We start from the raw sequence: 18923 nt of genomic DNA, 5'->3' as shown, positions 1-18923 counted from the left end.
AGCTGGTATTGACGCTTTGCTGCGGCCTAGAGGTGGCCTCACCCTTCTACAGGCCGCGCTGCGTCAGCGAATACGAATGCGCTTGTCTTGCTTAATGGCGCTTTCCAGCTCGGTCTTGAGGGCGTCGATAAATCCGTCGACATCGCGCTGGCTTTCTAGATACAAGCCGTTCCCTAGTTTGTTGAACACACTGGTCGCTGCCACCTCGACCACCGGTTTGGGCGGCGCTACGGGTTTGGGGGTTTGCACCAGGGTAGGCGCTCGGTCTTCCTTGATGCCGTTAGCTGTGTTGGTTGCCTGTGCGGCTTTGGCCTGCTCTTCCTGAAGCTTCTGCAGGCGTTCAACCTCGGCCTGAATGGCGCGCTCCAGATCGAACACGCCGTCGTGCAGGCGCTCGTCGGCAGTCTGTGTTTGCAACATATAGATGTTGGCGATGCTGGTTTCGGTCTCCAGATCCGCCTTGACCAGCTGCAGCGGACGCAGCAGGCGGTTGCTCAGTTCAGCTGTTTCGATACCGCTCTTGGCAATCTCGGCCTGCAATTGAGTGATTTTCTCCTCGACACGAACCAGGGCATGTTGACGTTTTTCAGTCAGGATGCCGGCGTTAATGGCTTCTACCATTTCAACCAGAGTCGTGACATGGTGCAGCTGACCGTAGGGCGTGGTGTTCTGCTCAATGGCTTTCAGCTCGGCCAGCGCTTTGCGGGCTTTCTCATCTTTATCCAGCGCTGTTTTATTTTTGTCGAAACGACGCAGCGCCTGCTGCAGTTGCTGCCAGGTATGCAGCTGGTTGGTGAAGAACTCATGTAAGTCACGGTAGTCCTCTTCCAGATCTAGGAAGTCATCCTTGTTGTCGACCACTACCTTGAAAAAATCGACGCTGTCAGTATTGCTGAGTAGGCGCTGCAGGATGAGCAGGGCCTTTTCGACGGCTTCTTTGCCAGGAAAGCGTCCGGCGCTAACAGTTGCTTTGTATTTTTCTAGGTTGGTGCGCCAACTGCCGAAGTGCACACAGTAGTACTCGAACAACTCCTTCTCGCCTGCTGGGCCAAGGGCGTTGAAGAGCTCCTGGGTCAGATTACGTGCCTGTTTGAGCAGTCCTTCGTCGGTCTGACGCTTCTTCTGCACCGAGATTTCACGACGCTTACGGCTGTTGGTGAGGTATTCGAAGGCGTCCGGCAGGGGCATGCTGGGGCCTGCGGCGTGGAACGAAATACGGCTGGAAGCGGCCAGGCGACCGAGGACCAGTAGGATCTCTCCATCCGGCCAGCCATAGGGGCGCTTACTGAAACGCTCGATGATGTCTGCGACCAGCAAACGTTCGTTGCCGGAAGCACGCAGTGAAATAAACTGTTCAACTTCCTTGATGGCCTGTGGATTACCTTCGTCACCATCGAGGGTCAGGCCGAGTTGGCCGATGTCGTTAGTGTGCAGAATGGCGTGTAGTTCACGCTCGGGTTCCTGCTGTAGTACTCGCAGGTAGCCCAATTTGGTGAAGGTGTTTTCAAGGAGGTACTGGCACGCCTCGTCGAACTTGCTGACGATGTTGTTACTGTTGAGCTTCAGGTGCTGCCCCTGCGCATAGACTTCTGCGCGCTCTGCCAGCTCTTCCAGCAGCAAGCGCAGGCGCTTTTTACGCTCCTGGTTCTCGCGGCCCCGCTCGGCGAGGATCTTGCTCAACTCAGGCTGGCTGCCGTCGTCGTTGAGGCGGATGAACTTGTTGGTCTTCAGCCAGGTGCGCAGCTCAGTGAAGAAATCCTTGCTGTCAGGTAATTTGAACAGAGCCATGCCGGCAGGAGCTTCGTTGCTTTTATTGATGCAGCCGGCTTCGCCATAGAGGGCGTAGTCGAGATCCAGTGGCGAGATCACTTCGACACGGAGGTCGTGCTCGTAACGGCCTTCCAGGCTGTGGCCGTCTAGGTAACGACCGATGCTGTAGTCGGTCTTGTTGACGCTGTAGCGGAACTTGTTCTTGTCCTTGAGCAGGTCTTTGTAGATCAGGTCCGACAGTGCCTTGTTCTCTTCTGAACCGGCGATCTCTGTGGCCTTGATCTTGCGGGTGATGTCGCGTTCCTCGTTGGTGAGGAAGACAAACTCGTCACCGTTGCGGGTGATCAGGCTTTCCTTTTCAAGGCGTTGGAGGGTTTCTTCTATGTTGCGACGTAGAGCCAGTTTGTCTTCGTCGACCTGCTCAATGGAGAGGGTGACGAGGTTGTCGAGGGTGCCCTTGATCAGGTCGACATAGCGGATCATGAACAGGGTGCGCAGGATCTGTACGTCGAAGACGTCGAGGACGCTACTCTCGCCCGCCTGGTCGATGGTGCGCTTGACGGCTGTATCGAGAAAGCCTTCGACGGCGCGGTAGAAGCTGTACATGGGAATCAGCGCGCCGAGCGGCTTATCCGCAATGGCCATGGCTGCCATCTGGAAGGCATCGAGCATGGAGCGCTCGCCGTAGGCCAGGTGCGCCCCAGTGGCACCGACCTTGCGGATTTCCTCGAAGACCTTTTGCACCAGCTGGAAGTGGTACGGCGCAAAGGGGTAGTTGCTGATGAAGCTTTCCGGACCATCGAAGTTCTTCAGGGTCGGGCCGGAGCGGTCGAAGGTGATCTGGTTGCGCAGGATGTCGCCTTTATGTTCCCAGAGGGCGCGAAGTTCGGCTTCAGCTTCCGGTGTTTTACGCAGTAGACGCTTCTGGATGACTTCGTCAGTGTTGGAGCTGGACAGTGAAAGTCGGGTTTTGAAGCGCCCGGCAATTTTCGAGAAGTCGTTGGCCTTGGAGGCGGACAGCTCACCAAGTACGGCATCCATATCGGCCTGAGAAGTGACAATGATCCAGGCGCGGCCTTTGCAGATGGTGCCGAGGTTTTCGGTGATGGTCTGCAGGGTTAGCATCAGTTTGGTGTCGCTGCCGATGAACTGGCCGACTTCGTCCACCAGGAATAGGACGCGGTGTTTGGCTGGCTGGGTGTCAAGGTATTCGCGTACCCAGTTGCAGAAGTTTTCGACCGAGACGCTGAACGTTTGCTCGGAGTCTTCGAACCATTTGTGCGCGGCTTCAGCAGATAGGTCGAGGGCAGCGGCTACCGCTTGCTCAATGTCATCCTGGTAGAACTGATAGCCATCACGCTCCTCAGTCCAGTCCATCCCGGTGGAATCATTAAAGGCTCGCTTGAATCGCTCATAGACGCCGCGCTGGGCCAGGTGACGCTCCATGTGGGCGATGTGGGGATGGTCGCCACTAAAACCTTGATGTTCGTTGAACACCCGTAGGAAGACATTGAGGATCGGGTTTCCAGCATCGTTGGAACTGGCTTTGCTGTCGATGTTGAACAAGATGACATCGGCACTGTTGGCAACGGCCTTGTCGATGTCGGCACGGATGGTGGCATCACGCAGTTTGCTCGCATCAAAGAAGGAAACAGCCTTGCGAGCGTTGCCCTGGTCGTCGCGCGCTTCGATGTTGGCCAGCAGGTATGACAAGGTCTTGAGGAAGTGCGACTTACCCGAGCCGAAGAAACCGCTGATCCATACGCCCACGCGGTTGGCGATGGAGGGATCGTTCAAGTCAGTACTGTAGGACTCGAAGAAGCTGCGGAAGTGTTTTTCCAGCTCGTTGGTGACAACGTACTCATCCAGCTCTTGGTGCACGGTTGCGTCGTCGGACTGATCCGCCTTAACCACGCCGTTGATCGGGCGATCGAGTTCCTTGAAGAAAATATCTTTAATGCTCACGGCAATCGTCCTTATTTATCAGGGAACCAGCTTGAAGGCGCGGTAGTAGTTGTTGCTGGGAATGCGGTCGAACAAGGCGAGTGACTGCCCTGAGTAATGACCGGGGTAAAAAAGAACCAGAGGCTTGTGGCCTAGCAGCGCGTGTAGCTTGTTGAGAAGGTTGTGGGCGCGAAGAACCGGCCAAACTGAGCCAACGCCACTGATTAGCACCACGTCGTGTTGATCGGCGTCGCTGTGTTCCATTAGGAAGGGCGCGAATTTGTCCATATGCAGCGGTCCGGACAGAGCCTTGAGCAGCGCGAGGTCACCTTTGGTTTGCTGCATCTGAATGGCTTTTTCAGTGAAGCTGCGTTGATCCAGATATTCCCGCATAGCCTGCAGCAAATTGATATGAGCCACTTTGAGCTGGCTATGTTTCTTGGCGAGGAACCCCTGTAGAAAACTGAGGTATTCGCGCACCTGCAGCTCATCCTCGGGGGCGTAGTCGAAGATCCAGAAACCGAGCTCATTGCCCAATCCTTGGCTCCTCAAGAACTCTTCGGTGAGGATCTTGTCTGGGATCTGGTTTAGCCGATCCTGCAGTTGCTGATTCATGCGAACACTCCTTATTCCACGCCTACTATCCGGTGGCATTGGATACTTCCAAACAGGCTTTTATGCGATTGCGGTAGCTGTCATCCAGCAATACGCGGACCTCTGACCGAATCATCAGGTTTTGTAGTTTCATGTTGCGGGTGCTTTTCAACAGGCCGACCTCGGTCAGCATGCGATAGACGACCTGCGCCATCTTCTTGCGACTGGACTCCGTCCAGGTGGTGATGGCCGAATCTCGATGGCTGCGTTCATCCAGAAACTCATTCCAGTGGTAGGATTCGAGCACGCCGGCGCGGGTGACAAAAGCGTCTTTGAGGACGGTCTCGATGAATTCGACGAGGAGCAGGTTGCGCTCCAAGGCCGAGCAGAACACCACTTGGGTAGCGAGTTCATCATCTCCATCTCGAATTGCCCGCCAGAAAGGGGCATCCAGTCGCTCCAGACGCTTGCGGATGGCTTGAGCCACACGCTTGGCCGAAGCTGGTGCGCGTTTCTGCAGCCGGTTCTGTTGCTGTATGACCTCATGCCATTGCTCAGGGCTGGCGTCCTGCAGCAGCAGGTCTGCAACGATGCGTGATTCACGCACCTGCAACGAGCCGCCGATTAAGTCAGAGTCGTAATGGAAGCTATGCATGCCTATTCCCCATCACAGCTAAAAAGGAAGGGAGTTAGCTTGGCGCGATCAGCTGGAAGCAATTGCAATGGATGCTCGCGTACTCGCTCGGCTTCTTCTGAGGTGATGGCAGCCTGATAACGTTGAAGGGTGTAGTGGGCAAGTGCTGTGCGAACGGTCAGTTGTAGGCGGCCTTCTGGCATACCGAAATCGCGTTCAACTAAAGACTTTTGGGCATCGCTGAGTAGTTCATTAGGGATTAGTGTCAGGTTGACTTGGTCGTGCCAGCCAATGTCTGTACTCGATAAGGGGGCGTGAGCGTCGCACGATTTTGGCGTGCGATAGATACGTGAGAGTAAAAAGTCGCGGAAGGCCTGGCGCTTATGGCACCAAGCGCGAACGTGCCAGCGGAAACCCGTATAAACGAGAGTGTGAGGTGAAATCACACGTTCATGAATTTGCGGGTTGGACATGGAGGCGTAGAGTACTTTCAGGCTGCCGGCATTGCGGCAGGCTCTAATTAACTCGCGAACCACTTCAGGGCGGGCTGCACGGTCTGGAAGTTGGACTGTAGTGACGCTGGGGTGAGCTTCCAAAATCTCAGACACGGGCTGATCAGATTGCTCCCCGATGAGTGCCATGTACTCATTGATGTGTCCAGCGCTCAGTACGGGTTGAAAGCCAGCCGTCGGGACATAGCCTTTAACTGCAGGGCTGTGAATTAGCGAGCCTGGATTGAACTCACTGTTATAGCGATTGATGTCGGAAGAAGCTTGCTGGCGGCTGATGCCAAACCATGCCATCAGCTGAGTGGTGACCAGGCGACCCTCCCAATAGCTGATTAGCTCTATCGCGCGTAGCCTGAGGAGGGCTTCGTGTTTGGGGAGCGGCATTGGTATTCCTGAATGTGAACTGGTGCAAATGATGCCTGATACAGGGTGTGAGTGTAAGTTTATTTACTGTAAAGTTTTTTGCGCTCTGGGTGATTCCCTATATATTTGTGTATTCAATCGGTGGATGCTCGCTTCGGGTCGAGCGCCGGTTGTTGTCACTGCGGCCCGATGTGTCCAGGGCGGATGCAAATGCCGGGTCAGCTGGAATGCAGTAGCGGGGGGCATTGTAATCAAACGCTTGGGCAATATTTTCGTGACTGCGGAGTTAGATCAGTGGTGAGCTTAACGTGATCACGTCCCCATCGCGTGATCACGGAGCAGCGACTTGAGCATCCCCAAAAAACCAATGCCGCGTCAGAAGACGCGCCGCGACAACCACAAATTAGCGGGCGTTACCCGTATGACGGTCGGCCTGGATAAAATTACGATCCACATCCTGCGATCGCAGGCGGTCGAGCACAAGGTGACCCAGTCCGAAGTGCTTGAGATGGGTATGAAACTAGCGCGCAATGCGCTGAAAGTGTTTGCGGGGCGTCAATTGCCTTGTATCTGCTCCTTAGTACCAGTTGATCCTGTCGCCGTGCTGGCTAATCAGGTTTGTCAGTTTGCCCAGCTAAAAGTGGAGGGTGCGCTAGCTGCGAAGGCTTGTCCGCGAATTACAACAGCAGAAGATCGTACCGTTTCACTATTTGGCACCCATTCCCCTGAGATGCTCGAGTTGCGGGCATGAGCGTTACTGCTGAAATTTGTGCGGCTGCTGAGCCCTGCGCTGATGGAGTCGAATACTTTCAATGGGTGCCGGGCAAGCGCCATTTCCGTTGTGAGAAATTATGCGGCACTTGGAGTACCGACGACTGCTCGAGTCGGTACATGCGAGCCATGGCTAGTGATGAGCGCGTTTCGGCCTGCCGATTTTGCCCAATTGGTGCAGTTCACGCTGGGAAGGTGGACCCCAATCAGGCTGCGATACCCTCCGCTAAGGTCAAGATCACCGGGCGCCCAGATCATGACTCCAGATGTAAGAGTTGTGGGCGATTCAATCTGCGTATCATCCATTCTGGAGCAGAAATCTGTGTGAGCTGTTGGAACCGTCAGCGTGAGTGGAGGCTCGGTAGGAATTCCAGAGGTAAGGCGCCGATCACCTTCGTTCCGCTCCAGATTCGTCGTGTCGGTATCATGGTAGATGGCGTGCCCAGCTATCAAATGATCGCCGACACGCAGAATGAGGTCGAGCCTCTCGCCAAATGCATCCGCTTCGCTCGTGAATCCGTTCCCTTCCATGATGAACAGCCAGGCATAACTGTATGGAACGCACAGACTCGGAGGTTCGAGTACCGCGATCGAGCCGACCCTAGCAGGGTAATGCTTGAGCTGAAGCAAGACGGTGTGATTCGCTACGTCTCGGCAGCAACTGACAATCTATGTCCTGGAGACGTGGCGGCGGTAGTGCGAATGCCAACGCTCCGCTTGAGTGTTTACACTGCGGCCGACTGGCTGGGTATGGATGAGGAGGGTGATGGTGCGGCAATCTCAGTCGAGTGGCGCCCGCAGGCGATAGTTTGGGCGTCCTGCAACATTGCGCTGGTGCAGGCCCGCCGCTTTGCCGGGCGCATTGAGTGCCGCTGCCCCGCATGTAAATCGTCATCAATTGTCCATTAAGCGCAGTGTTGAGCGGAAATGAACTGTTGAGCAATTCGTTGAGCAGAAACAAAAAAGGCCAGCTAAGCGCTGGCCTTTTTCGTTGAATTTACTGGCTCCACGACCTGGACTCGAACCAGGGACCCAGTGATTAACAGTCACTTGCTCTACCAACTGAGCTATCGCGGAATGGCGTGTATGTTACTGATTCAAAAAGAGAAGTCAAGCACCTATGAGCAGATTGCGCGATTCTCGAAGACGAGTGGTGGTTTATCGCTGATTGGCGGTTACCAGAATCACCCCAGAGGTCTACCATGGCCGCCCGGAAGTGGTTACACGCGCTGCCGGCCATTCGCCGAAAAGGTACGCGCCATGAATCACCCAGTCCTCATCACCTCTCACCACGGGGTGTACGCATGAGCATCGCCCAGATCAGCCTGCCCAAAGGCGTCGGCCCACACGCGGAAAAGCTGTTCGACGCAATCACCCAGGCCAGCACCGCCGAAGAATTGAACCGAGCTGGCGGCAAGGCCGAGGGCTTTGTTCTCGGTCTGGAAAGCACCAAGGCGATCAAGAGCCAGGTCGCTGAATCGCTCTACGTCGCCTATGACGACGCTGCCAGCCAGCGTGCCGGCGAACTGGCCTAACCGCCGAACGTGAAGGTGCCAAGCATCACCTTGGCATACAGCATCGTGGCCGCCAGTTGCACCAGCCACAGCGCCAGGCCGCCGAGAAACACGCCGGTGGCCACCTGCATCACCAGGTTATTGCCGCGTTTGGCGGCGGGGCGCGGGACGAAATCGTCCAGTTCATCCCGGTCATCGCGCTCGGCGCGTAGGTCATCGTTTTTCATGAAGGTTCTCGCAGAAATTCCAGGCTGTACACAGACCCTGTAGGAGCTGCCGAGTGAAACGAGGCTGCGATCTTTTGATCTTGCTTTTTTAAAGGCCAGGTCAAAAGATCGCAGCCTCGTTTCACTCGGCAGCTCCTACAGATCAGATGTGTGACAGTCTAGAGGGCTTGTTCGGCCGATTGAAAAATATCTGCTGCAAATAAAAACGGGAAGCCCAAGGGCTTCCCGTTTTTCGTCACCAAACCGACTCAGATCACCGCAACAATGGCATCCGTCACGGCCTTGATGTTGCTCTGATTCAGCGCCGCAACGCAGATGCGGCCGGTGTCCAGGGCGTAGATACCGAACTCGTTGCGCAAGCGGTGAACCTGCTCGGTGGTCAGGCCGGAGTAGGAGAACATGCCGCGCTGGCGACCGACGAAGCTGAAATCACGCTGCGGTGCTTTCTGTGCCAGCAGGTCGACCATCTGAGTGCGCATGCCGCGAATGCGCAGGCGCATTTCGGCCAGTTCCGCTTCCCACTGGGCGCGCAGCTCAGGGCTGTTCAACACGGCGGCGACGATGCTGGCACCGTGGGTCGGCGGGTTGGAGTAGTTGGTGCGGATCACGCGCTTGACCTGGGACAGCACGCGCGCGCTTTCTTCTTTCGATTCGCTGACGATCGACAGGGCGCCAACGCGCTCGCCGTACAACGAGAACGACTTGGAGAACGAGCTGGAGACAAAGAAGGTCAGGCCCGATTGCGCAAACAGGCGCACCGCCGCAGCGTCTTCTTCGATGCCATCGCCGAAGCCCTGGTAGGCCATGTCGAGGAACGGCACGTGGCCTTTGGCTTTTACCACGTCCAGCACGTTGTTCCAGTCAGCCGGGCTCAAGTCCACGCCGGTCGGGTTGTGGCAGCAGGCGTGCAGCACCACGATCGAACCGGACGGCAGGGCGTTCAGGTCTTCCAGCAGGCCGGCACGGTTAACGTCATGGGTGGCGGCGTCGTAGTAGCGATAGTTCTGCACCGGGAAGCCGGCGGTCTCGAACAGCGCGCGATGGTTTTCCCAGCTCGGGTCGCTGATCGCCACGACGGCGTTCGGCAGCAGTTGCTTGAGGAAATCGGCGCCGATTTTCAGCGCGCCAGTACCGCCCACGGCTTGAGTGGTGATGACGCGGCCGGCAGAGATCAGCGGCGAGTCATTGCCAAACAGCAGTTTTTGCACGGCCTGGTCGTAGGCAGCGATGCCATCGATCGGCAAGTAGCCACGGGAAGCGTGTTGAGCGACGCGAATCGTCTCGGCTTCGACAACGGCGCGCAGGAGTGGAATTCGCCCCTCCTCGTTGCAGTAAACACCGACCCCCAGGTTGACCTTGGTGGTGCGTGGATCGGCGTTGAATGCTTCGTTGAGGCCCAGGATTGGATCGCGTGGTGCCATTTCGACAGCGGAGAACAGGCTCATTTTTGCGGCGGCTCTGAATGGAGTGTGGAGGGACGTGTCGCGCTCCAGCCGAATGCACTAGAGCGGTGCACAAACGGGGAGCTAGTATAGAGGCCATCATTGATCGATGGCGACAGACGATTCGGCATTTCCTGTAAGTTTTTTGCATTATTTATCGACCGTTAGTCGAACTGAACCGTCAAAGACTACAAGGGATGTAGGACGTTTGCCTTGAAAGCGCAGGCAATCGGCTCCACATTGAGCACAATCCAGTTTTTTCCTCGGGCGGCGTCAGTCGTTTGCGGCTTTTCTCGTTCCCGCCGGTTTGACTGTGCAGGCGCGACTCCCTGCTTCGAGAACCGAGAGGTACACATGTCTGAATTTCAGCTAGTCACCCGCTTCGAGCCCGCCGGCGATCAGCCGGAAGCCATCCGCCTGATGGTCGAGGGCATTGAGGCCGGGCTGGCCCACCAGACGCTGCTCGGTGTTACCGGCTCGGGCAAGACCTTCAGCATCGCCAACGTGATCGCCCAGGTGCAGCGTCCAACCCTGGTGCTGGCGCCGAACAAGACCCTGGCCGCGCAGTTGTATGGCGAGTTCAAGGCGTTTTTCCCGAACAACGCCGTGGAATATTTCGTTTCCTACTACGACTACTACCAGCCCGAAGCCTACGTGCCGTCCTCGGACACCTTCATCGAGAAGGATGCCTCGATTAACGACCACATCGAGCAGATGCGCCTGTCTGCGACCAAGGCCCTGCTGGAGCGCAAGGACGCGATCATCGTCACCACGGTGTCGTGCATCTACGGCCTGGGCAGCCCGGAAACCTATTTGAAGATGGTGTTGCACGTTGATCGCGGCGACAAGCTCGATCAGCGCGCCTTGCTGCGCCGCCTGGCGGACCTGCAATACACCCGCAACGACATGGATTTCGCCCGGGCGACCTTTCGGGTCCGCGGCGACGTGATTGATATCCACCCGGCGGAGTCGGATTTTGAAGCGATCCGCATCGAGTTGTTCGACGACGAGGTCGAGCGGATCTCCGCGTTCGACCCGCTGACCGGCGAAGTCACCCGCCAGCTGCCGCGATTCACCTTCTACCCGAAGAGCCACTACGTGACTCCGCGGGAAACCCTGCTCGGCGCCATCGAAGGGATCAAGGTCGAGCTGCAGGAACGCCTGGATTACCTGCGCTCCAACAACAAACTGGTGGAAGCCCAGCGCCTGGAGCAGCGCACCCGTTTTGACCTGGAAATGATTCTCGAGCTGGGCTACTGCAACGGCATCGAAAACTACTCGCGCTACCTCTCGGGTCGCGATTCCGGCCAGGCGCCGCCCACCTTGTTCGACTACCTGCCGGCCGACGCCTTGCTGGTGATCGACGAATCCCACGTCAGCGTGCCGCAGGTCGGCGCGATGTATAAGGGCGACCGTTCGCGCAAGGAAACCCTGGTGGAATACGGTTTCCGCCTGCCGTCGGCGCTGGATAACCGGCCAATGCGTTTCGACGAGTTCGAACAGATCAGTCCGCAGACCATTTTCGTTTCGGCAACGCCGGGCAACTACGAGGCGGAGCACGCCGGCCGCGTGGTCGAGCAACTGGTGCGACCGACCGGCCTGGTAGACCCGCAGATCGAAATTCGCCCGGCGCTGACCCAGGTCGACGATTTGCTTTCGGAAATCGGCAAGCGCGTGGCGCTGGAAGAACGGGTGCTGGTCACCACGCTGACCAAGCGCATGTCCGAAGACTTGACCGATTACCTGGCCGACCATGGCGTGCGTGTACGTTATTTGCACTCGGACATCGACACCGTGGAGCGGGTGGAAATCATCCGCGATTTGCGTTTGGGCACCTTTGATGTGCTGGTGGGGATCAACCTGCTGCGTGAAGGCCTGGACATGCCGGAAGTGTCGCTGGTGGCGATTCTCGATGCGGACAAGGAGGGTTTCCTTCGCTCCGAACGGTCGCTGATCCAGACCATCGGCCGTGCGGCGCGTAACCTCAATGGTCGGGCAATTTTGTACGCGGACCGGATTACCGGCTCCATGGAGCGGGCGATCGGCGAGACCGAGCGGCGCCGGGAAAAGCAGATTGCCTTCAACCTGGCCAACGGCATCACGCCCAAGGGGGTGTTCAAGGACGTCGCCGATATCATGGAAGGCGCCACCGTGCCGGGTTCGCGCAGCAAGAAGCGCAAGGGCATGGCCAAGGCCGCCGAGGAAAGCGCCAAGTACGAAGCCGAACTGCGCTCGCCGGGCGAAGTCGCCAAGCGCATCAAGGCGCTGGAAGAGAAGATGTACGCCTTGGCGCGGGACCTGGAGTTCGAAGCGGCTGCGCAGATGCGTGATGAGATTGGCAAGTTGCGGGAGCGGTTGATTAGCGTCTGAGATTTGTGCAGCCTTGCGGACCCCATCGCGAGCAGGCTCACTCCTACACTGGATCTCGGTGTGGCACCTATTGTGTGTCCACCAATGATCCGTGTAGGAGTGAGCCTGCTCGCGATGGCGTCGTGTCTGGTGCGCTACAAAATCAATGTGCCTCCCCAGCCTTGATCCCCGCCGGCAACGCCTTCGTCAACAACACAGCAATCATGCTGACCCCCAACGCAATCCCGACAAAATGAAACGCATCGTTATAGGCCATGATCGAAGCCTGCTGGTGCGCAATCTCGCTCAATTTTCCCAGCGCCGCCGTCTCACTGCCAAAACGGTCGGTCATCGAAGCCATGCGCTCCGCCACCTGCGGATTGGTCGGCACGAGCGCCTCGCGCAAGTAATCGAAGTAAGTCTTGGTCCGCGCATCCAGCAACGTGGCGAGGAGGGCGATGCCAATCGCGCCGCCGAGATTGCGCAGGATGTTGAACAGGCTCGACGCCGACCCTGCATCTTGCGGCAGGATATAAGCCGTGGCGATCAGCGAAATGGTGACCATGATCAGCGGCTGGCCCAGGGCACGGACAATCTGGATCTGGTTGAACTGCGGCCCGGCGAAATCCGGATTCAATACCCCCGATGAAAAACTCGCCAGGCCGAACAGCCCGAACCCCAGGGTGCACAGCCATTTCGGCGAGATGTATTTCATCAACTTCGGCACCAGCGGAATTAAAAACAGCTGGGGTACGCCCATCCACATGATCACTTCGCCGATCTGCAGGGCGTTGTAGTTCTGGATCTGCGCCAGGTACAGCGGCAGCAGATAGATTGAGCCATACAACCCGACCCCCATCCCCAGACTGGAGATGCTCGACAGGCCAAAGTTGCGATTGCGCAGGATGCCCAGATTGATCAGCGGGTTCGGCTTGGACACCTGCACGATCACAAAAGTAATCAGGCTGATCAGCGCAATACTGCCCAGGCTCACGATCAGGCTCGACTCCAGCCAGTCCTTGCGATGACCTTCTTCGAGAAAAACCTGCAGGCAGCCGAGGCCGACGCCCAGGGTGAGAATGCCCATGTAGTCCGTGCTTTTGAGCAGCTCCCAGTGCGCTTCCTTTTTTTCCAGGCCGTACATTAGGCCGACGATCATGAGCAGGCCCGGCGGGATGTTGATGTAGAAAATATATTCCCAGCCCCAGTTTTCCGTCAGCCAGCCGCCCAGCGTCGGGCCGATTGAGGGTGCGAAGGTCGCGGTCATGGCGAACATCGCCATGCCCTTGGCGCGGTGGTGTTCGGGCAGCTTGATCAGGGTCAGGGTGAACGCCAGCGGGATCAGCGCGCCGCCGGTAAAGCCCTGCAAGGCGCGAAACACGATCATGCTTTCCAGGCTCCAGGCCATGGAACAGAGCAGCGAAGCCACCAGGAACCCCAGCGACACCCACACCGCCAGGCGTCGCGCTGACAGCAACTGCACCAGCCACGCGGTCAGTGGAATCATGATGATTTCCGCTACCAGGTACGACGTGGAAATCCACGAACCTTCTTCCAGGGTCGCTGACAGCGCGCCCTGAATATCCTTGAGCGAAGAGTTGGTGATCTGGATGTCGAGCACGGCCATGAAGGCCCCGAGCATCACGCTCATCACCGCGATCCAGTCCCGCCGGCTCGGTTCGCCGACAGGGCGGATCAGTTGATCACCGGCCATTGTCAGGGGCGTCTTTGATGTTCACTTTGGCGGTGACCGACATTCCCGGACGGATCTTGCCGTGCAGCGGATTGTCCGCAGCGAAGGTCAGTTTGACCGGAATCCGCTGTACGACTTTGGTGAAGTTACCCGTGGCATTGTCCGGCGGCAGCAAGCTGAACTGCGCCCCGGAAGCGGCAAACAGGCTGTCGACCCGGGCTTCGATCGGCGTGTCGCTGTAGGCGTCGAAGGTCAGTTCGGCCTTTTGCCCTGGCTGCATATGGCCGATCTGGGTTTCCTTGAAGTTGGCCTGGATCCAGATGTCCTGGTCCGGCACGATCGACAGCAGATACGCCCCGGCCTGCACGTACTGACCGTTACGCGCGGCGCGTTGGCCGATCAGGCCGCTGATCGGCGCGTGGATTTCGCTACGGGTCAGGTTCAGCTCGGCCTGGGCCAGATCGGTTTTAGCGTTGGCGATCATCGCGTCCAGCCGCTTGATCTCGGCGCTCAGCGCGTTGACCTGCTGGCGCTGGCTTTGCGCGTCGGCCTGGGCCTTGGTCACTTGCGAGCGGGCGATGTGGGTGTCGGCGGAGAGGGTGGTGACTCGTTCTTCGGACACGTAACCGGGCTTGCGCAAGGTTTCTGCCCGGGACAGATCGATCTGCGAGCGACTGAGGCTGGCCTGGCTGGAGGCCACCTGCGCATCGCTCGCAGCGATCAGGCTGCCCTGTTGCGTCAGTTTGCTCTGGGCTTGCAGGCGTTCGGCCTGGCGGGTGGCGAGGGTCGCGTTGGCGCGGTCGACCGCGAGGTGGAAATCGTCGCCCTCAAGTTTCACCAGCAACTGGCCCTTCTCCACGTGCTGGTTGTCCTGCACCAGCACCTGGTCGATGCGCGCGCCGAGCTGGCTCGACACGCGGGTGATCTCGCCCTGGACATAGGCGTTGTCGGTGCTTTCATAGAACCGTCCCTTGAAAAACCAGTGGGCGAAGAAGCCCCCGGCGATGAGCACGACGATCAACAGGAAGATAAACAGGCGACGCTTGAGTTGGGCAGGCATGGGGCAGACTGTAGTCGAGAAATTGTAAGGAAAAGTATCAGCAGACAAATCTGGCATACAGCCGATAAACGGTAAATGGCCGCTACTGATATTCGACCATTCACCGGGTGCGCAGCACGTTGTAGACGCAACCTTGGCTTAAATGCCCTGCTGACTGGAGCCGGGCCGGTGTCGCCTGTTACCATTCGCCCTTTGTTTTACTTTCATTTCGAGACTTGCCATGACCACCGTCCGCACTCGCATCGCGCCATCGCCTACCGGGGACCCCCACGTAGGTACCGCTTACATCGCATTGTTCAACTACTGCTTTGCCAAGCAGCACGGCGGTGAGTTCATCCTGCGGATCGAAGACACCGACCAGTTGCGTTCGACCCGCGAGTCCGAACAGCAGATTTTCGACGCCCTGCGCTGGCTCGGTATCGACTGGAGCGAAGGCCCGGACGTCGGCGGCCCTCACGGTCCTTATCGGCAGAGCGAGCGCGGCGAGATCTATCAGAAATACTGCCAGCAGCTGGTGGAAATGGGCCATGCCTTCCCGTGCTTCTGCACCGCCGAAGAACTGGACCAGATGCGCGCCGAGCAACAGGCTCGCGGCGAAACCCCGCGCTACGATGGCCGTGCGCTGCTGCTGTCGGCAGAAGAAGTTGCCCGGCGCCTGGCCGCTGGCGAGCCGCACGTGATCCGCATGAAAGTACCGAGCGAAGGCGTCTGTGTGGTGCCGGACATGCTGCGTGGCGACGTCGAGATCCCGTGGGATCGCATGGACATGCAAGTGCTGATGAAGACCGACGGCCTGCCGACCTACTTCCTCGCCAACGTGGTCGACGACCACCTGATGGGCATCACCCACGTGTTACGTGGCGAAGAGTGGCTGCCATCGGCGCCGAAACTGATCCTGCTCTACGAGTACTTCGGCTGGGAACAACCGGAGCTGTGCTACATGCCGCTGCTTCGTAACCCGGATAAGAGCAAGCTGTCCAAGCGCAAGAACCCGACCTCGGTGACCTTCTACGAGCGCATGGGCTTCATGCCGGAAGCGATGCTCAACTACCTGGGGCGCATGGGCTGGTCGATGCCGGACGAGCGCGAGAAGTTCTCGTTGCAGGAAATGGTCGACAACTTTGACCTCAAGCGTGTGTCCCTCGGCGGGCCGATCTTCGATATCGAAAAACTTTCGTGGCTCAACGGCCAGTGGCTGCGCGACCTGCCAGTGGAAGAATTCGCCTCGCGCCTGCAGGCCTGGGCACTGAACCCTGAATACATGATGAAGATCGCCCCGCACGTGCAGGGCCGGGTCGAAACCTTCAGCCAGGTCGCACCGCTGGCCGGGTTCTTCTTCGCCGGTGGCGTCAACCCGGATGCGAAGCTGTTTGAGTCGAAAAAACTTTCGGGCGATCAGGTACGGCAGTTGATGCAGTTGATCCTGTGGAAGCTGGAAAGCCTGCGGCAGTGGGAAAAAGACAGCATCACCGCAACGATCCAGGCAGTGGTTGAATCCCTCGAACTGAAACTGCGCGACGCCATGCCGCTGATGTTCGCCTCGATCACTGGCCAGGCCAGCTCGGTGTCGGTGCTCGACGCCATGGAGATCCTCGGCCCGGACCTGACCCGTTTCCGCCTGCGCCAGGCCATCGATCTGCTCGGTGGTGTGTCGAAAAAGGAAAACAAGGAGTGGGAGAAGCTGCTGGCCAATATCGCCTGATCCCGAAAAGATCGCAGGCTACGCCAGCTCCTACATTGAAACGCATTCCCCCGCGTAGGAGCTGCCGAAGGCTGCGATCTTTTGATCTTGCCCTTCGGCAACACCCCTATTTCTCGGGGGAGGGGCGGTAAGTGATTGTAATCCCGGCAAAAAACTTTGAAATATTTTAAAAATAAATTTGACAGCCTCCCGAAGCGCCATTAAGATTCGCCCCGTCCTCAGCGATGACATCAACGATGAGGGGCTATAGCTCAGCTGGGAGAGCGCCTGCATGGCATGCAGGAGGTCAACGGTTCGATCCCGTTTAGCTCCACCAATTTACACTTTGAAGCCTGGCCACACTGGCTTCGAAGCGGTCAACGCTCAGTGTTGATCTGTTGTATAGAAGGGTTACGTCCCCTTCGTCTAGTGGCCTAGGACACCGCCCTTTCACGGCGGTAACAGGGGTTCGAGTCCCCTAGGGGACGCCAGTTTTACAGAAGTGATGTTGCAAGATGTCACTCCGCCGCGAGGCGAAAAATCCGGGGCTTTAGCTCAGCTGGGAGAGCGCCTGCATGGCATGCAGGAGGTCAGCGGTTCGATCCCGCTAAGCTCCACCAATTTTACAATTCAAGGTCTGGCCACACCGGCCTTGAATCGATCAGCTCTCAGCACTGATCAGTTGTATAGAAGGTTTTGCGTCCCCTTCGTCTAGTGGCCTAGGACACCGCCCTTTCACGGCGGTAACAGGGGTTCGAGTCCCCTAGGGGACGCCACGATTACCCGCTCTGCGGGATTTTATAAGGGTCATTCAATTATTGAATGGCCCTTTTGTTTGTCTGGCGTTTGGCCAAACCCCCTCTCTAGCTCAAACTGTTCTTCAGACCAGCGGTCACATTCGTGACTTGCAGAATATTATTATGAGAATAATATTCTAGTCGTAATATTCGGAGGCAACGATGAACGATAAAAAAGCTCAAACCCGCGAACGCATTCTCAAGGCCGCCAGCGCCGCGCTGATCCAGCGTGGCCCGGCCGAACCGAGCGTGGGCGAAGTGATGGGCGCGGCCGGCCTGACCGTCGGCGGCTTCTATGCGCACTTCGAAAGCAAGGACGCGATGATGCTGGAAGCGTTCAAGCAGCTGCTCGGTCACCGCCGTGGCCTGATCGCCGAGATGGACACCGAATTGACCGGCGAAGAACGTCGGGCGCTGGTTGCCGCGTTTTACCTGTCACGCAAACACCGCGACTCTTCCGAGTCCGCTTGCCCGATCCCGGCCTCTGTCGGCGAATTGGGGCGGCTGCCGGAAGCGTTTCGCGTGGCGTTGAATGAGCATGTGGAAATGATGGTCGCGCAATTGGCGGCCAGCCCGGAAGACACCGACAAAGCCCTGGCCGACATGGCCTTGATGGTCGGTGGCCTGGCACTGGCGCGGGCGCTGGGGCCGGGAGAGTTGTCCGATCGATTGTTGCGCGCCGCCAAATCGGCGGTGCTATGACCTGAAGGCGCAAGCCTGGGGAGTGTGAGCGATGAGCGGGTTAAAGTGGGTTCGTGGCGTCAACGGCACCTTGGGCTGGTTTGCCCCTCATCTGGTCGCGAGCAAGATGCGACTGGCGTTCATGACCCCGCGCGAGCGCCCCCCGCGTGATTGGGAGCTGCCCATGTTGGCCAAATCCGAGCGCATCACTCTGCGCTTTGGCCTCTCGGCACTGCGCTGGGGGCAAGGCCCGGCGGTCCTGCTGATGCACGGTTGGGAAGGGCGGCCGACACAGTTCGCCAGCCTGATCAACGCGCTAGTCGATGCCGGCTACACCGTGGTGGCCCTGGACGGCCCGGCTCATGGTCGTTCACCTGGCAGTGAAGCGAACGTCGTGCTGTTCGCCCGTGCCATGCTCGAAGCTTCCGCCGAGTTGCCGCCGTTGCAAGCGGTGATTGGCCACTCCATGGGCGGCGCCAGTGCGATGCTCGCCGTGCAACTGGGGCTGCGTACCGAAACCCTGGTGACCATTGCCGCTCCGGCACGAATTCTCGGGGTGCTGCGCGGTTTTGCGCGTTATATGCGGCTGCCGCCCAAGGCCCGTTCGGCGTTTATTCGCCAAGTCGAGCAAGATGTCGGCATGCGCGCGGCGACCCTGGATGTGGCCCACTATCAGCTCGATATGCCCGGGCTGATCGTGCATGCCGAAGACGACAATATGGTCTCGGTGAAAGAGTCCCAGCTGATCAACGAGGCCTGGTTCGACAGTCGCCTTTTACGCCTGGCAGAAGGTGGCCACCAGCGGGTACTGGCCGATCCGCAGGTGATTGATGGCGTGTTATCACTGCTGGCCGGGCGCAGTCTGCAATCGCGCCAATCGGCCTGAGCATCCGT

At 58.2% G+C, this 18923-nt stretch carries 14 protein-coding genes and 5 tRNA genes; 10 read left to right on the top strand and 9 right to left on the bottom strand.

Annotated features, from left to right (window positions below; translation table 11 throughout):
• Window positions 1-63: 63 nt before the first annotated feature.
• From brxC to ACYZTK_RS05920, 4 genes are read right to left on the bottom strand one after another with little or no spacing between them, the layout of a single operon-like run.
• On the bottom strand, window positions 64-3735 hold the full coding sequence (gene brxC / locus ACYZTK_RS05935) for a BREX system P-loop protein BrxC (protein WP_462013588.1): 3672 nt from the start codon (window positions 3733-3735) through the stop codon (window positions 64-66).
• An 18-nt stretch (window positions 3736-3753) separates the two neighbouring features.
• Window positions 3754-4329: a DUF1788 domain-containing protein gene (locus ACYZTK_RS05930; RefSeq protein ID WP_047303169.1), complete on the bottom strand. Its 576-nt coding sequence runs from the start codon at window positions 4327-4329 to the stop codon at window positions 3754-3756.
• A gap of 25 nt (window positions 4330-4354) precedes the next feature.
• Window positions 4355-4963 (bottom strand): DUF1819 family protein, encoded by a 609-nt coding sequence (locus tag ACYZTK_RS05925; protein WP_462013587.1) that lies wholly within the window; start codon window positions 4961-4963, stop codon window positions 4355-4357.
• Window positions 4964-4965: 2 nt separating this feature from the next.
• Entirely contained in the window at window positions 4966-5835 is an 870-nt protein-coding gene (locus ACYZTK_RS05920) for a helix-turn-helix transcriptional regulator (RefSeq protein WP_462013586.1), read from the bottom strand.
• A gap of 325 nt (window positions 5836-6160) precedes the next feature.
• Between ACYZTK_RS05920 and ACYZTK_RS05915 the strand changes: the two genes are divergently transcribed.
• Window positions 6161-6565, top strand: coding sequence for a hypothetical protein (locus tag ACYZTK_RS05915; RefSeq protein WP_462013585.1), 405 nt, complete (start codon window positions 6161-6163; stop codon window positions 6563-6565).
• A gap of 1021 nt (window positions 6566-7586) precedes the next feature.
• Here ACYZTK_RS05915 and ACYZTK_RS05910 read toward each other — a convergent pair.
• Window positions 7587-7662: transfer RNA gene (locus ACYZTK_RS05910), tRNA-Asn, on the bottom strand.
• 227 nt (window positions 7663-7889) lie between these two features.
• Between ACYZTK_RS05910 and ACYZTK_RS05905 the strand changes: the two genes are divergently transcribed.
• On the top strand, window positions 7890-8120 hold the full coding sequence (locus ACYZTK_RS05905; protein ID WP_462013584.1) for a hypothetical protein: 231 nt from the start codon (window positions 7890-7892) through the stop codon (window positions 8118-8120).
• Here ACYZTK_RS05905 and ACYZTK_RS05900 read toward each other — a convergent pair.
• Both ACYZTK_RS05900 and ACYZTK_RS05895 read right to left on the bottom strand, forming a co-directional pair.
• Window positions 8117-8326 (bottom strand): hypothetical protein, encoded by a 210-nt coding sequence (locus ACYZTK_RS05900; protein ID WP_462013583.1) that lies wholly within the window; start codon window positions 8324-8326, stop codon window positions 8117-8119. The genes ACYZTK_RS05905 and ACYZTK_RS05900 overlap by 4 nt on opposite strands.
• 248 nt (window positions 8327-8574) lie before the next feature.
• Complete coding sequence (locus tag ACYZTK_RS05895) at window positions 8575-9771, bottom strand: amino acid aminotransferase (RefSeq protein WP_462013582.1); 1197 nt, start codon at window positions 9769-9771, stop codon at window positions 8575-8577.
• A 351-nt stretch (window positions 9772-10122) separates the two neighbouring features.
• Between ACYZTK_RS05895 and uvrB the strand changes: the two genes are divergently transcribed.
• Window positions 10123-12138: an excinuclease ABC subunit UvrB gene (gene uvrB, locus ACYZTK_RS05890; protein WP_462013581.1), complete on the top strand. Its 2016-nt coding sequence runs from the start codon at window positions 10123-10125 to the stop codon at window positions 12136-12138.
• Between the two features lie 142 nt (window positions 12139-12280).
• On the opposite strand, the gene ACYZTK_RS05885 is transcribed toward uvrB, so the two are convergent.
• Both ACYZTK_RS05885 and ACYZTK_RS05880 read right to left on the bottom strand, forming a co-directional pair.
• Window positions 12281-13831: an MDR family MFS transporter gene (locus ACYZTK_RS05885; RefSeq protein WP_462013580.1), complete on the bottom strand. Its 1551-nt coding sequence runs from the start codon at window positions 13829-13831 to the stop codon at window positions 12281-12283.
• Entirely contained in the window at window positions 13821-14870 is a 1050-nt protein-coding gene (locus tag ACYZTK_RS05880; RefSeq protein ID WP_462013579.1) for an HlyD family secretion protein, read from the bottom strand. The genes ACYZTK_RS05885 and ACYZTK_RS05880 overlap by 11 nt, the downstream gene beginning before the upstream one ends.
• 220 nt (window positions 14871-15090) lie before the next feature.
• Between ACYZTK_RS05880 and gltX the strand changes: the two genes are divergently transcribed.
• The 7 genes from gltX (at window position 15091) to ACYZTK_RS05845 (ending at window position 18915) form a co-directional block, all read left to right on the top strand.
• Complete coding sequence (gene gltX, locus ACYZTK_RS05875; RefSeq protein WP_462013578.1) at window positions 15091-16572, top strand: glutamate--tRNA ligase; 1482 nt, start codon at window positions 15091-15093, stop codon at window positions 16570-16572.
• A gap of 240 nt (window positions 16573-16812) precedes the next feature.
• Window positions 16813-16888 (top strand) — tRNA-Ala (locus tag ACYZTK_RS05870).
• A 78-nt stretch (window positions 16889-16966) separates the two neighbouring features.
• Window positions 16967-17042, top strand: a tRNA-Glu gene (locus tag ACYZTK_RS05865).
• A gap of 53 nt (window positions 17043-17095) precedes the next feature.
• Window positions 17096-17171: transfer RNA gene (locus ACYZTK_RS05860), tRNA-Ala, on the top strand.
• An 80-nt stretch (window positions 17172-17251) separates the two neighbouring features.
• Window positions 17252-17327 (top strand) — tRNA-Glu (locus ACYZTK_RS05855).
• Between the two features lie 183 nt (window positions 17328-17510).
• A complete protein-coding gene (locus ACYZTK_RS05850; protein WP_462013577.1) occupies window positions 17511-18050 on the top strand; it encodes a TetR/AcrR family transcriptional regulator in 540 nt (179 codons plus the stop codon).
• Window positions 18051-18081: 31 nt separating this feature from the next.
• On the top strand, window positions 18082-18915 hold the full coding sequence (locus ACYZTK_RS05845; RefSeq protein ID WP_462013576.1) for an alpha/beta fold hydrolase: 834 nt from the start codon (window positions 18082-18084) through the stop codon (window positions 18913-18915).
• Window positions 18916-18923: the final 8 nt, after the last annotated feature.

This window comes from Pseudomonas sp. LB3P31 (genome assembly GCF_054897945.1).
This window is presented reverse-complemented; position numbering and strand designations above follow the sequence as displayed.